14 protein-coding genes are annotated in these 13,135 nt (G+C 56.4%); 8 read left to right on the forward strand and 6 right to left on the reverse strand.

The genetic code is table 11. The features are described from left to right. Positions 1-74 precede the first annotated feature (74 nt). The 3 genes from GVN17_RS09770 to GVN17_RS09780 form a co-directional block, all read right to left on the reverse strand. Complete coding sequence (locus GVN17_RS09770) at positions 75-614, reverse strand: thiamine pyrophosphate-binding protein (protein WP_166595045.1); 540 nt, start codon at positions 612-614, stop codon at positions 75-77. Continuing rightward, on the reverse strand, positions 611-1,792 hold the full coding sequence (locus GVN17_RS09775) for a PepSY domain-containing protein (protein WP_166595046.1): 1,182 nt from the start codon (positions 1,790-1,792) through the stop codon (positions 611-613). Before GVN17_RS09775 ends, GVN17_RS09770 begins: the two co-directional genes overlap by 4 nt. 122 nt (positions 1,793-1,914) lie before the next feature. Beyond that, positions 1,915-2,316: a DoxX family protein gene (locus tag GVN17_RS09780; protein WP_166595047.1), complete on the reverse strand. Its 402-nt coding sequence runs from the start codon at positions 2,314-2,316 to the stop codon at positions 1,915-1,917. On the opposite strand from GVN17_RS09780, the gene GVN17_RS09785 reads away from it, so the two are divergent. Beyond that, the gene (locus GVN17_RS09785; protein ID WP_166595048.1) at positions 2,315-2,455 is read left to right on the forward strand and encodes a hypothetical protein; all 141 of its coding nucleotides are present in this window, start codon (positions 2,315-2,317) and stop codon (positions 2,453-2,455) included. The genes GVN17_RS09780 and GVN17_RS09785 overlap by 2 nt on opposite strands. 2 nt (positions 2,456-2,457) lie before the next feature. Here the strand turns inward: GVN17_RS09785 and GVN17_RS09790 are convergent, their stop codons facing one another. Continuing rightward, the gene (locus GVN17_RS09790) at positions 2,458-3,708 is read right to left on the reverse strand and encodes a S9 family peptidase (RefSeq protein WP_166595049.1); all 1,251 of its coding nucleotides are present in this window, start codon (positions 3,706-3,708) and stop codon (positions 2,458-2,460) included. A gap of 399 nt (positions 3,709-4,107) precedes the next feature. Here GVN17_RS09790 and ispC point away from each other — a divergent pair, with 399 nt between their 5' ends. Then, positions 4,108-5,322: a 1-deoxy-D-xylulose-5-phosphate reductoisomerase gene (gene ispC, locus GVN17_RS09795; protein WP_166595177.1), complete on the forward strand. Its 1,215-nt coding sequence runs from the start codon at positions 4,108-4,110 to the stop codon at positions 5,320-5,322. Between the two features lie 58 nt (positions 5,323-5,380). Here ispC and GVN17_RS09800 read toward each other — a convergent pair whose 3' ends face one another. Together GVN17_RS09800 and GVN17_RS09805 are read right to left on the reverse strand one after the other, a co-directional pair. Next, positions 5,381-5,665, reverse strand: coding sequence for a DUF2790 domain-containing protein (locus tag GVN17_RS09800; protein ID WP_166595050.1), 285 nt, complete (start codon positions 5,663-5,665; stop codon positions 5,381-5,383). Positions 5,666-5,954: 289 nt separating this feature from the next. Further along, positions 5,955-6,902: a LysR family transcriptional regulator gene (locus GVN17_RS09805; RefSeq protein WP_166595051.1), complete on the reverse strand. Its 948-nt coding sequence runs from the start codon at positions 6,900-6,902 to the stop codon at positions 5,955-5,957. 175 nt (positions 6,903-7,077) lie between these two features. Between GVN17_RS09805 and GVN17_RS09810 the strand changes: the two genes are divergently transcribed. The 6 genes from GVN17_RS09810 to GVN17_RS09835 all read left to right on the forward strand — a co-directional run bounded on the left by GVN17_RS09810 (position 7,078) and on the right by GVN17_RS09835 (position 13,117). Then, positions 7,078-8,604, forward strand: a complete 1,527-nt coding sequence (locus GVN17_RS09810) for an efflux transporter outer membrane subunit (protein WP_371928520.1) — start codon at positions 7,078-7,080, stop codon at positions 8,602-8,604. Continuing rightward, positions 8,601-10,796, forward strand: a complete 2,196-nt coding sequence (locus GVN17_RS09815; RefSeq protein WP_166595053.1) for an FUSC family protein — start codon at positions 8,601-8,603, stop codon at positions 10,794-10,796. Before GVN17_RS09810 ends, GVN17_RS09815 begins: the two co-directional genes overlap by 4 nt. Continuing rightward, complete coding sequence (locus tag GVN17_RS09820; protein WP_166595054.1) at positions 10,786-10,986, forward strand: DUF1656 domain-containing protein; 201 nt, start codon at positions 10,786-10,788, stop codon at positions 10,984-10,986. The genes GVN17_RS09815 and GVN17_RS09820 overlap by 11 nt, the downstream gene beginning before the upstream one ends. A 9-nt stretch (positions 10,987-10,995) precedes the next feature. After that, positions 10,996-11,886: an HlyD family secretion protein gene (locus GVN17_RS09825; RefSeq protein ID WP_166595055.1), complete on the forward strand. Its 891-nt coding sequence runs from the start codon at positions 10,996-10,998 to the stop codon at positions 11,884-11,886. A 111-nt stretch (positions 11,887-11,997) separates the two neighbouring features. Then, positions 11,998-12,591 (forward strand): nitroreductase, encoded by a 594-nt coding sequence (locus tag GVN17_RS09830; protein ID WP_166595056.1) that lies wholly within the window; start codon positions 11,998-12,000, stop codon positions 12,589-12,591. Between the two features lie 52 nt (positions 12,592-12,643). Continuing rightward, positions 12,644-13,117: a FadR/GntR family transcriptional regulator gene (locus GVN17_RS09835; protein WP_166595057.1), complete on the forward strand. Its 474-nt coding sequence runs from the start codon at positions 12,644-12,646 to the stop codon at positions 13,115-13,117. Positions 13,118-13,135: the final 18 nt, after the last annotated feature.

The raw sequence follows: 13,135 nt of genomic DNA on the forward strand, positions 1-13,135 counted from the left end.
TCAGTCGTTAATGAGTGGGTAAAGCAGCGCGTCAAACTGTCACCTTTGTCCGTGCAACCAGTTGTCCATAGGGATCATTCGAGCGACGTTGCGCCGTCCCTCCGGATGCTCGAAGACGCCATTCTGTCGCCGCTCGCTTGATCCATGTGAGCACGCGCCTGATGTACGCTCCCGTCCCATCCCAGCATCGTGACCCACAGTTCTTCGCCAACCTTGCGCGGGGACGTGAGCGTGACCGTTGCGCTCATCCGGTTGGGCGTTCCAGAAAAAATGTCTGTAAGGGTACGCGGGTCGCTGGATTTGCCGACATGAAGGTAGGTGGCCTTGACGTCATTGCGGCATCGTTCACTCAATGCCGCTGTGAAGCGTCTCACCTGTCCGCCGGAGGCGTGTTCGGTCAGCAACAGTGAGCAAGGGCCTGTGTCGATCTCCCCGAGGGTGTATCCGTCCGGGCCACCGTCGACGCGGTTCGCGAAGTCCGAAAAGTACGTCGGGATGAACGCCACAGGAATCAGTATCAACAGAACGTTCAGGTGAACGCGGTACGTGCGCCATGCTTGGCGCAGCGTCGAAGTCGGACGGCCTGGCGCGTTGCTCGGAACAGAGTGGGTCATCGGGTTTCGTCCAATACGGGGGGCGCGATAGAACGGCGGCGACGGGCGCTGCGGTTGAGCAGGCTGGCTGTGGCTTTAACGGTACGTTTGCTCCAGATCAGCAGGCCGCTGAGTACCATCAGCGACAGAAGGATGCCAAAGAAACACCAAATCAGTTTGATCCACAGCCCACCGAAGTCGCCGGTATGAAGGGGTCGCATCATCTTGACCAGGACTTCAAGGGTTGGGCGGTCACGCATGAGCCTGGAGATGGCGATTGCGCCGGTATAAGGGTTCATCGATACAGATTGGTAGATGAACGGGACCTTTCCCTGACCGCCAATGTCGAGGTAGTCGTACGCATGACGAGGCAGATTGATATAGCCGGGTTGAAAGCCTGGAATGCGTTTGCTGACGAGATGAATCGCCTGATCCGGGTTGAGCGGTTGGGGATAAGAACCGGCGGGCGTTTTAGGGATGTCGTTATCCGTCATCAGCTGAGATGCTGGCGGGTCGGGAAATTCAATGTGATGGTCACTCAGTACCGCCTGCACCAGAAACCAGGTCGCGGTGACTGCAATCAGCGCAACGAATCCCATCGACCACAGCCCGGCAAGCCGATGAAAGTCCCCCCAAAACACCCGTGCGCCATGCGCCAGTCGCGGCGCTTTGAAAAAGCCTCGCCAGAAGCGTTTGTAAACGACAACGCCTGTGACGACCGAGCCCGTCAAGAGAACACCCAAGAATGAGACAACGTACCAGCCCCAGCTGTAACCGTTGCTGAACGGGACCAGTAACCAGCCGTGCAGCGCTCGAGTGAATTTTTTGAAGTTGAAAGCTGCGCTTTCCCCCTGAATCAAGCCCGTATAGGGATTCACATAGACTTCCGCCAAGCGCCCGTCGGAGTAGGACACCTGCATCGTGGTCGCGAAATGGGTTTCGTTGTGCGGGCGGATGGACTGCACGATCAGCCCGGGAGATGCTTGCTTCATTTTTTCGATCATCTGGTCGTAGCTCATCAGCACAGCAGCGTCCGACGGCTTGGTGGCGCGGGCTTCCGGGTGCGTTAGCCAGACGATCTCCTCGCTGACGACAGCCAGCGTCCCAGTGACGCAGACAAACAGCACGAAGAACCAGATCGGCAATGCCATCCAGCTGTGAATCAGAAACCAACGTCTGGAGCGGGATTTATCAGGCATTATCAGAAGCCTTTGCACGCGCAGGCCTGCAGCGACGCAACGATGCATGAGTGATGACGTGGACACCCGGAGCCGCGAGTGCCGGTACGGGAACGGTCACGTGGCGGAGCCTGTCAGCAGATTCATGGCGTACCGGATCGTTTCAGTACGTAAATGCCGTCACCCAGAAGGGCCAGTGCCAAGGCGGTCAGTGCCAGAAACACCGGGTATTCCCAGCCGCCTTTCGGATTCGAAAAACTCCAGCCGTTGCCGAAATGAACCGTGGAGGCTACGAGCAGCTGTATGAACGCGATTGCAGCGATCCAGCGCGCGTAGATACCCAAGACGAGCATCACCCCCGCGCCAATCTCAAAGGCAATGATTGGATACGCGAGAAACCCTGGAAAACCCACCCTTTGAAACAAGTCAGCGGTTCCGGCGGGGGTCAGTACCAGTAGCTTGGTCAAGCCGTGGGCAAGAAACATGGTGCCCAGAATCAAGCGCAGTAACAGTGCTGCGTACGGTCCACTACGGTTATCCATCATGACGTTCCTTCTATCGGTGAGTTCGGTTTTTCAGCGGCGGCACATGGACATCCGACGTTCGAAAGCGCCCACCTGCGTGGGTGCCGGTGGGCAGATGCTCCAGGCAACGGTGATGTGGTTGTTATGCCTGGAGCGCTGACTTCAGTGCGTCGACTTGTGGCTATCCAGCCACTTGATGACATCGGTAGACGATCCGCCGGCGCTGGCCGGGGCGAGCACTGAGTAGTGGTCTTTGCCAGGGTAGAGTCGAAACTCTGCCTGAGTACCCGCGGCCCTGGCATTGCGCACGGCTTGGGTGGTGACTGCCGCTTTGATCGAAGGGTCATGATCGCCTTGCAGCAACAACATTGGCCCAGGGGTGTGCCCGCGCGGGACGCTCTGGGCGTCCAACAGAGGCTGCAAGGCCAGCGCGGCTTCTGGACTCTGAGGGGTGAACTGGAAGTCGTTCAGCTTGTCACCGAGGTTCGCCGAGAAGTCTTGCCATATCTTGAACGTGCATTCCTTCTGGGTCTCAGGAAGCATCTTCAATGCCTGGCTCCCCAGGTAGTCCTCGTATTTCAACTCAGGATGCTGGGTTTTCAGGCCTTGCAACGCCAGTAGGTAAAAGCCTCGGTCAACGGGGCCGGGCGAGCCGTAGTAGTAGGCCGCGCCGATATTTGTGACCGGAGCCAAGCCGACGGTCCCGCGGAAGTCGAGGCCTCGGCCCCAACTGCCGGACAATTCCCCGGCCGCGATGGCGGCTTGACCGCCTTGAGAGTGGCCTACCGAAAACCACGATTTAGAGAGTGCAGGCTCGGCGTGAAGACCTGCACGTACCGCATCGATCATGCCGCGCGCTTCACTGTCGGCGATGATGTAAGGGTGCTCCCCGGGCGTACCCAAACCTTCGTAATCGGTTGCAACGACGGCGTACCCGGCCTTAAGCAGTTCGGCGATAAATCCTCCGTAACCATAAAGATCGATTTTGCCGTCTTTGTTTTGCACCATCGAAGGGGCGCATTGATCATTGGTCCCTGATGATCCGTGGCCCCAAGACACCACGGGCCAGCCACCCTTTGGTGCTTTGCCCTTAGGCGTAAACAGCGCGCCGCTGACGACGATAGGATCGCCTTTGAGCGAGAAGGATCGATAGGTCATCTGATCAGCGCGCCCCGCCACGGCTGCCAGCGCGGGATCAAGATTGCCGATGGCATTGGATGAGAGCAGGTTGCCAGCTTCTTTAGGGGCCATTACGCGTTGGGACGCGCTCAGGGCCAGGGATGTCGCGTTAGCAGAACTCGCAGCAGGTTGCGTAGCAGCCATGGCGGAACCGCTGGCGAGTATCGCCCCGGTGATCGCCACGGCAAGGATCGTTCGCACATTAAAGTGATGCATTTTGGTTTTGAAGGTCATTTCAGTGGGTCTCCGTTTCCCACTAAATTGACCACTTAAAGGTTTAGAAAAAAGAACCAAAAAAAGCTTGAATCACTGTACTACCGAAAACGCATCGACAGGCCGGGCCCAATACTGAGGCGCGCCTGAGACGGTCAATTCATAAAATTGGCGCGATGCCGATATCTTTTGACTGTTTTCCAATGACGATTTTTTGGAAATACGTCCCTAATGACGCGAATTTCCACGCGCCCGATGCCGTGGACCACGTCAACGAAAGACAAGCGAAGCGGGTCGGTGTGTATGCCGGGTATATCTAATGATCACGACATCAACAGCCTTGATCGTGGCGCACTCCCCAGAGAGGCAGGTGGCAGCGTGCAAGCCCCGGAGACGCAGGGTTCGAAGTCGATGCTGGACATGGGGCGACTGTCTGCGCATGCGCTGCAAAGCAGGCCACAAAGGGTTTGCGTACTGGGTGCGACGGGGTCGGTAGGCGCCAGCACGCTCGATGTCATCGGTCTTCATCCAGGGAAATACGAAGTCTTTGCGCTGAGCGGATACAGCCGTCTGGCAGCACTTGAAAAACTCTGTGTACGCCACCGTCCCCAGTATGTGGTCATTCCCCGGGCCGAGGATCAGGAGAGCTTTCAGCGTCGGCTCGTCGAGGCAGGCCTGGATACTATGGTGTTGGCGGGTGCCGACAGCCTCGATTTCGTTGCGAGCCATCAAGACGTAGACACTGTGGTTGCTGCAATCGTAGGCAGCGCCGGTCTCTCCTCGACGTTGTCCGCCGTCCGCGCCGGCAAGAAAATACTGTTGGCAAATAAAGAAGCGCTCGTCATGTCGGGCGCATTGTTCATGCAATTAGTGCGTGAGAGCGGTGCGACGATCATGCCGATCGACAGTGAGCACAACGCGATTTTTCAGTGCCTTCCGTTCCGACCTCATGACGGTCTGTCGGCAGTGGGGGTGCGGCGGATCATCCTGACCGCCTCAGGCGGACCCTTGCGCAACACGCCCGCTCAATTGTTGCGCGAGGTCACTGTTGAGCAAGCCTGTGCGCACCCGACCTGGTCGATGGGCAGAAAGATCTCGGTTGATTCTGCGACGCTCATGAACAAAGGGCTGGAGCTGATTGAGGCCTGCTGGCTATTCAACGCTGCTCCCAGCAAGGTGGAAGTGGTCATTCATCCTCAAAGCGTTGTGCATTCGCTCGTTGACTATGTGGACGGCTCAATGCTGGCTCATCTCGGAAACCCTGACATGCGCGTTCCCATCAGTCACGCGCTTGCCTGGCCTCAGCGTATAGAGTCCGGAGTGGCGACGTTGGACCTGCTGAAGGTGGCTCGACTTGATTTTGAATCACCCGACGAGGAACGATTTCCCTGCTTGAGGCTGGCACGCGAGGCTGCGACCGCCGGTGGCTCCGCACCTGCAATACTGAACGCAGCTAACGAAGTCGCCGTTCAGGCATTTTTGTCTGGGCACGTGGCGTTCACGCAAATCGCGGATATTGTGGACTGTACTTTACAGCACGTGGCGGAAGTTCCAGTGCGCACACTAGAGCAGGTCATTGAAGCCGACGCTGTCGCAAGAAGAGAAGCAACAAGATGGTTAAAAGCACTAAGCTGATACAGGGGTAATATTCCATGGGGGGTGCAGGGCACCTCCCATGTAAAGCGCACGGCTGTCAATTACCGCTATTGCAACCACCGCCCATCATCATATACCGCAGAATATGCGTTTTTCCTTGGCTGTCATCGTAAGTCATTTTGACGGGCGCAATACCGCAGATCGCAGACACGTCGTCAACATCTCTAACTTTTGCAATGTCTAAATGCGTCGAGTAGTTGTAATCCTCCTCTAGGGGAGAGGCGCTCTGTTCCACAGAAGTTGTGGTGCTGGAATGGCTGGAAGTGTCAGCCAGTGCAAGAGTTGCGATGGGAAGGAGAGCAAGTAAAAAGGCGGTTCTCATGAAAATGACCTGTGAAGGGTCCGGGCATCTCTAACTGATCCAAGAGTTAGGCGTGTCGGACGGGCTATTAAGCGATCAGCGTCACATCAGCGTTGCTGTGCGAGCCATCTGTAGAATATCCCTTTCTCCACTGTGTAAAATCTCCATCTCAACGATAGAGTATTTCATATTCGGTCACGATCAACGCTCAGCCCCTGACGCGATTAAGTGTCGGGCTATTCCTGCATCCATTCAAAAAGTAGCGACAAGACGTTAATACGTCAGGAGCGGGGGAGGTGTGATGAAGCGTTCAGTCCAGCGTGACAAGATCTCTTATTTTTAAAACGGCCTTATGATCCGCCAGCACTTCGGGCAGCGAGCCACGCAGGTATTCAACCCATGTTTTTATTTTCGCATCCAGGTATTGTCGGGAAGGATAAATGGCGTATAGGCCTAGCTCCTCCAAACGATATTTCGGCAGGACACGAACGAGGCTCCCGTTGCGTAACCCCTTGATTGCAGCGTGAATTGGCAGGATTCCAACACCCATGTCGTTGCTGATCGCGGCTTTCATGGCATCTACGGAATCGACAATGAACGGTGAGGTGGTGATCGTCACGTCTTCATGCCCGTCGGGCCCCTCGAATGCCCACTGCTCTAACGGAATAACAGCACTCACAAGTCGAAGACACGCATGATGCAATAAATCGACAGGGGTCTGAGGGGCGCCGAATGTTTTCACATATGAAGGGGATGCGCAGACAATGCTGTAAGTAGTGCCCAGTTTCTGCGAAACGTGGCTAGAGTCCGGCAAATCAATAGCGAGCATGATCGAAACATCATAGCCCTCGGTCACGAGGTTAGGGATTCGATTATTCATGCTCAGATTGAATGAGACGTCCGGATAGTGTTTCCGATATTTGGCAATGGCATCAATGATGTAGTGCTGTCCAATTCCCGTCATGGAGTGGACATTTAGCTGGCCAGTCGGTCGACTGTGCGCATCGCCAATTTCACGCTCGGCCTCGTCAACCGATCGCAGTATTTGTTCACACCTGAGCAGATATCGCTTTCCGGAATCGGTAAGCGAAGTGTGTCGTGTGGTGCGATTGAACAGTCGAGCTCTTAAATGAGTCTCAAGGTGCGAAATGGCCCTCGATATACTGGTCGTGGTGGTATCGAGCCGCGTGGCGGCGCCCGTAAAACTGCCTGCTTCAGCAACGCATCTGAAAACGCGCATATTTTGTAAAATGTCCATCACCTTCCTCCACGATGGTCAGGCTGAAGTGTGACACAAAGTAACAATGCCCGACAATGACATTAATTATCACGCGTTAGGTAACAAATATTCACGGACTCAACGACTTAACAGAATGCCGACGGGTGTTTAGGGTGCCGCGTCCTCAGTCGCAATGAAGCCGGGAGTTTTCACAGTGTTACGTTTTATCCCTCAGAAACGAAAATTCCACGGCTTACTGTGTGTTCTTATTCTGTTACATGGATGTGTCTCGACAGGCGGAATAGGGCCGCGCGAGCAGCTAATCAGCAACGAAAAGGTGGCTGGCGGCCAAGACATTGCTCGGGCTGTGAAAGAGGCAGGGTGGCCCCGATCCCAATGGTGGCTGGCCTATGGCGATCCACAGCTTGACCGCTGGATCAGGGCAGCCGTCGGGTCCAACCCGGATGTTGCGATGGCCGCGGGTCGACTGCGCGAAGCAAAAGCCATCGCAGGCTTGGCGGAGTCGAAAGAGTCCCTGCAAATCACCGGTGAAGGGGCGATCAGACGCCGCAATTGGCCTGACGACCCTTTCTATGGACCTGGCGGGCTGTCGGGTACGCAAACCTGGGATAACACGGCCTCCCTGGTTTTGAGCTACCCGCTGGATCTCTGGAACAGACACGAGAATGCCGCTGCCAGGTTTCTTGATTTGGCCCATATGAGCGCCGCGCAGGAGCGTATGGTTCGGCTGGATCTGCAGGGCGCGATCGTCCGGGTCTACGTTGAGTTTTCGTTGCACTACGCCGAACGCGACGTGATGCAGGCAACGCTCAGCCAGCAAATGCAGATGCAACAGCTGGCCGAACAGCGGCTAAAGGGAGGTCTGGGGACGTATTTGGAGGTGTCTCAGACCGAGACGCCTATCGCCGAGACCAAGCGGCAAATCGAAGCCTTGGATGAGGCCATCGCTTTGAGCACGAACCAGCTGGCTGCGCTGAGTGGCCGCGGGCCGGGTGCGGCGGCGGACCTAGTGCGGCCACACCTTTCGTTGGATCAACGCTTGGTCGTGCCGTCTGCACTGACGGCCGATCTGGTAGGACGACGACCCGACGTCGTTGCGAGTCGCTGGAATGTGGCCGCGCAGGCAAGAGGCATCGACGTCGCCCATGCCAATTTCTACCCTAACATCGACCTTGTGGGCAGCTTGGGCTACATCGCCAGCGGCGGTGACGTGCTCTCGTTCCTGGCGAACAGCAAGCGTAACTACAGTGTAGGCCCGGCCCTGTCCTTGCCGATTTTTGACGGTGGGCGTTTGCGATCGGAACTGGGTCAAGCGTCTGCGGAATACGACGTCGCCGTGGCCGGCTACAACCAGACACTGATTCAGGCCCTACGCCAGATCAGCGAGCAACTCATACGAAGCCACTCAGTGGACAGGCAGAAGGTGTTTATCGAGGAGGGGCTGGTTTCAGCTCAACGGTCTTTCGACATCGCAATGACCGCCTATCAACGAGGGCTGACAGGTTACCTCGAGGTATTGAACGCTCAAACTCGCCTCCTTCATGAGCGGCGTATACAACAGCGCAACCAGGCTGCGCATCTCGCTACTTACGCTGGACTGATGGTGGCGCTGGGGGGGGACGTTTCCGCTCAGACGGATGATGTAGGCAAAGACCGGCTGCTGCCTTCCGAGCCACCCGTCGTGATGAAGGCGGTGAATCGTCTCATGGGGCAAGAATGATCCGCACAGGCGGGGCTGCCCGCACCGGCATTGGCTCTTCATTGAAGCATGCGCTCAAGGATTGGGCGCAGACGGATGCCGTTACCTGGATTTACCTTTTCAAGGCATTGATTGCCTCCTGCCTCACCCTATGGCTCTCGATGCGCTTCGAATTGCCACAGCCGGCCACGGCGATCACCACCGTGTTTATCGTGATGCAACCCCTGAGCGGTCACGTGCTCGCCAAAAGCATTTATCGGTTCATCGGTACGTTGGCCGGGTCGGCATTCAGCGTACTGCTCATGGCTGTCTTTCCTCAAAACAACGAGCTGTTTTTGGGGGGGTTGGCACTTTGGGTATTCGTGTGTTCGACGGGAGCGGCAAGACAACGAAACTTCCGGGCGTATGGCTTCGTCCTGGCTGGTTACACCGCAGTGATGATCGCCTTGCCGGTGGTGGATCATCCCAACAGGGTATTTATGGCCGCAGTATGGCGAGTACTGGAAATTTCACTCGGCATTGGCTGTGCCTCCTTGATCAGTGCGACGGTTTTTCCGCTCACCACAAGCTCGGCGCTGCTCAAGTCAGTCAACGTACGCTTTGGTAGCTTTGCTGATTTCGCGGTCACCGGTCTGCGCAAAACCGGGAAAAACGATGAGTTCGAGCGTGTCAATCTGCGCTTCTTCTCAGAAGCGGTCGGGCTTGAGGTGCTGCGCAGTATCACCACGTTCGAAGATCCCGAAATGCGTCGTCGCTCCGGGCGTTTGAACAGGTTGAACAGTGAGTTCATGGCCGTTACCACACGCTTCAACGCCCTGCATCAGCTGTTGGAACGAAGAGGGGATGTGGGGGCGGGCGCTCATGCCTCGGGTACGAATGCTGAATGGGTCGCGCTGGCCGCGTTGATCGAGCCCTATGCTGGCCGGTCTCTTTTAGAAGACGACGCCAACCGTCTGGCCGCCCAGCTCGAAACTTTCAAGGAAAGGCTCCCTGCTGCGATCCGGATCAAACGATCGATTTTTGAACGTGGCAAACCCTCCAGAGACGAGTTGCTGGATTTCAATACCGCCTACGAATTGCTGTATCGCTTTGTCGAGGAATTGCGCGAATACGCCCTGACGCATGCTTCCCTGGCTGATCATTCGCACGCTCGCGAAGATTGGAGCGAGCCCTTCGTCGCGCAGACGAACTGGTGGGCGTCTATCGCCGCAGGATTGCGTTCAGCCTGCGTTCTGCTGGTGCTCAGTTGGTTGTGGATCGTCACCACGTGGCCAAGTGGTGCGGCGATGACGCTGGTCTCCGCGTTAACGGTGGGGCTTTCGGCGTTCTCCACCAACCCCAAGCGCATGTCATTTCAGATTGCATGCGGGACAGCGGCGACGGCTGCGATCGGCGTGTTCGAAGTGTTTTTCGTGTACCCGCTCATTGATGGCTTCCCATTGCTCTGCCTGGTCATTGCGCCGGTCATCATGCTCGGTACTTATCTGCTGGCTCGTCCACAATGGGCCGGTTACGGGCTAGGGATGCTGGTGTTCTTCGGGACCAACTCCGTGCCGGCGAACCTCACGATTTATAACCCCTACGGCCTTATCAACGACTATTTGGCCATGGTGTTTGGAATGCTGGTTTGCGCCGTTGCGGGGGCGGTCATTCTGCCACCTAACAGTCCATGGCTATGGCGGCGGCTTGAGCGGGACCTGAGGCGCCAGGTCGTGTTTGCAATACGTGCACCGTTGCAGGCGTTGGCGTCTGGATTCGATAGTGGCACCCGGGATTTGATGCATCAGGCGAACGGTTTCGCCACGGGCCATCCCGATGTGCAGCGGTCGCTGTTGAGATGGACGTTGGTTGTACTCGATGTAGGGCACGCAATCATCGAATTGCGTCGCGAAGAGGCAAAGCTTCCCGATTTTCCCTGCTATCGGGAATCCGAGCCATGGCGCCAGTCATTGCGCCTGATGAGCCGCGCTCTGATGAGGCTTTTCGTCAAACCAGGTGCCGGAAATCTACGGCGGTGCCTGGCGGCAGTGGAGCGCTCGATCAACTGCGTTCAAGAAACCACCGAACCCTTCGCTTCACATTTCCAAACGTCGCCCCTGCGCAGAGTTGAAAGCTATCTGCACTTTATCCGGACCTCATTGCTTGCGCCGAACACTCCGCTTTCGATCCATCTTCCAGCTCACCCATCGCAAGGAGACCATTATGTTTCATGAACTGGCTATCGGTGGCGTCTACGTCCCGACCTTGACGCTGACCTTTTTCATCGCGGTGGCGATTGCATGGGCGCTGGGAGCAATGGTTGCCCGAAGCAACGTGTACAGATTGTTTTGGCATCCCGCGCTCATGCGGGTGTGTGTATTTACCTGCATTTTCGGCGCTTTGGCGCTCGGCATTTATCGTTGAGATTTTCGCATGAAAAAAATCGTTAGTCTGATCGCAACGCTCATCGTCGTTGCGTTAGCGTTCTGTTTTGGGCGCGTGGTGTGGGTTCACTATATGGACTCTCCATGGACACGCGACGGGCGTGTCCGGGCGGACGTCATCAGCGTCGCGGCCGATGTGTCTGGTGTGGTCGTGGATGTTCCGGTGCGAGACAACCAACTCGTTCACAAGGGCGATTTGTTGATGCAAATCGACACTGAGCATTACCAGATGACGGTCAGGCAGGCTCAGGCATTGGTGTCATCGCGCAAGGCGACATGGGAGATGCGCAAGCTCAACGCCAAGCGCCGCGCTGACATGGACAATCTGGTGATATCGAGCGAAAACCGCGAGGACGCGGGGAGTATTGCGAGTGCGGCAGAGGCGGAATATCGACAGGCCCTGGCCGAGTTGGACGCCGCGCAACTCAATTTGAGCCGCACCAAGGTGGTGGCCGCCGTCGACGGGTATGTGACCAACCTGAATGTGCATCGGGGTGACTACGCAAAAATCGGGGAGGCCAAGATGGCTGTCGTCGATATGAACTCCTTTTGGGTTTACGGTTTTTTTGAGGAAACCAAACTTCCCTACATTCGGGTGGGAGACCCTACCGATATGCAGCTTATGAGCGGAGAGATCATCAAGGGGCATGTGGAAGGTATCGCGCGTGGAATATTTGATCGGGATAACCCACAGAGCCGCGAACTGATCGCGGATGTGAACCCCACGTTCAACTGGGTCCGCCTCGCGCAACGTGTGCCCGTGCGCATTCATCTGGATGACGTTCCCGAGGGTTTGATACTCGCTGCGGGCCTGACCTGTACCGTCATCGTCAACCCAGACGAGACCCGGGGAAGGTGGCGGGATTGGAATAGTTTTTGACCCAATCCAGAGAGTGTTCTTGAGAATGAGTCTACATACTATCGGCAAGAGATGGCCTGACGTGTTTGCCATCCTGATGCCTATGGATACTCAAGTTTCGGGAGTCACCCTATGAGCGTTTTCCAATATAACCTGGCCAAAACAGAACTCCTGACCCAACTCTTGAGTCGCCGATCGTACTGGCCTCTTGTGGGACCTGTCCCCACAGAAGACGAGTTGCATCAGGTATTTGAGGCGACGATGCGCGCGCCGGACCACAGCAACCTCAAGCCTTGGCGTTTTTTCACGATTCAGGGAGAGGCGCTGTCGGCGCTGGGCGATATTTTCGCAGCGGCAGCGGTCAAGCGTGGCGATGACGACAATGGTGACCGTTCGCGGCGTCAGGCTGTCGCTGCACCGATGATCATCGCAGTGGGGGCACGGATTTATGATGATGAGCGAGTGCCCGAGGTGGAGCAGATCCTCTCGGTAGGCGCTGCGGCGATGAATCTGCTTAACGCGCTGCATCTTTTCGGCTATGGCGCTTATTGGGCGACGGGACCCAATGCCTATGACCCTGATGTGCGCAACGCCTTGGGGTTGAAAGAAGCGTCTGACCAGTTGCTGGGCTTCATTTATGTGGGTTCTCCTTCCAAGCAACGAGCACCGAAGGTTCGTCCTTCATCCGAGACGCTTGTGACGCCATGGAGCCACTCATTGGCATGAATCGCATGCCACGGTGGCAAAAAACACTGCGTGCACCCGGAGGGTTGCCGAGATGATGTCCGATGAAGGTATAACAATAAGATCTACACTTCGCGATTACCTTGAAGTGCATTTTCTTCTAGAGGTCCAGACAGCACGTCTGGCTGCTCGTCGGCGAACGATGAGCGATATCCGGGACTTGTGGTTCGCTTTGGCGAGACGAGGTGAGTACAGCGAAAGCGATGATCTCGCCTGTTTCTCGGATCGTGACCAGGCGGTGCATGAAGCCGTGGCCGCGGCTTCTCACAATGACGTGTTATGGTCCGTGTACAGATCGCTGAATGCAGCATTCCACCGGCCGTATCTTTCTATATATGCAGCTCATGCGTTATTTGAGCCGAGCCTTGCTGCACACGCGAAGATCATCGAGGCAATCATTTATGGAGACGAGGAGGCGGCCGTGGGAGCAGTGCGAGCGATGTTCACCCCACTGCTCGAGCGAGTGGCCTTGTTGCCGGAAGTGATACCGACGAAGTTCATTAACTGAGACCGCTATTAGAGGGAG

Origin of the sequence: Pseudomonas sp. SLFW, from assembly GCF_009905615.1 — a bacterium.
Classification (GTDB): domain Bacteria; phylum Pseudomonadota; class Gammaproteobacteria; order Pseudomonadales; family Pseudomonadaceae; genus Aquipseudomonas; species Aquipseudomonas bambusae.

Excerpts from the sequence above, each read along its gene's own strand:
- GVN17_RS09770 (WP_166595045.1), bottom strand. The coding sequence starts at position 614 with ATGACCCACTCTGTTCCGAGCAACGCGCCAGGCCGTCCGACTTCGACG.
- GVN17_RS09775 (WP_166595046.1), bottom strand. The coding sequence starts at position 1,792 with ATGCCTGATAAATCCCGCTCCAGACGTTGGTTTCTGATTCACAGCTGG.
- GVN17_RS09785 (WP_166595048.1), top strand. The coding sequence starts at position 2,315 with ATGACGTTCCTTCTATCGGTGAGTTCGGTTTTTCAGCGGCGGCACATG.
- GVN17_RS09780 (WP_166595047.1), bottom strand. The coding sequence starts at position 2,316 with ATGATGGATAACCGTAGTGGACCGTACGCAGCACTGTTACTGCGCTTG.
- GVN17_RS09790 (WP_166595049.1), bottom strand. The coding sequence starts at position 3,708 with ATGACCTTCAAAACCAAAATGCATCACTTTAATGTGCGAACGATCCTT.
- ispC (WP_166595177.1), top strand. The coding sequence starts at position 4,108 with ATGGGGCGACTGTCTGCGCATGCGCTGCAAAGCAGGCCACAAAGGGTT.
- GVN17_RS09800 (WP_166595050.1), bottom strand. The coding sequence starts at position 5,665 with ATGAGAACCGCCTTTTTACTTGCTCTCCTTCCCATCGCAACTCTTGCA.
- GVN17_RS09805 (WP_166595051.1), bottom strand. The coding sequence starts at position 6,902 with ATGGACATTTTACAAAATATGCGCGTTTTCAGATGCGTTGCTGAAGCA.
- GVN17_RS09815 (WP_166595053.1), top strand. The coding sequence starts at position 8,601 with ATGATCCGCACAGGCGGGGCTGCCCGCACCGGCATTGGCTCTTCATTG.
- GVN17_RS09820 (WP_166595054.1), top strand. The coding sequence starts at position 10,786 with ATGTTTCATGAACTGGCTATCGGTGGCGTCTACGTCCCGACCTTGACG.
- GVN17_RS09825 (WP_166595055.1), top strand. The coding sequence starts at position 10,996 with ATGAAAAAAATCGTTAGTCTGATCGCAACGCTCATCGTCGTTGCGTTA.
- GVN17_RS09830 (WP_166595056.1), top strand. The coding sequence starts at position 11,998 with ATGAGCGTTTTCCAATATAACCTGGCCAAAACAGAACTCCTGACCCAA.
- GVN17_RS09835 (WP_166595057.1), top strand. The coding sequence starts at position 12,644 with ATGATGTCCGATGAAGGTATAACAATAAGATCTACACTTCGCGATTAC.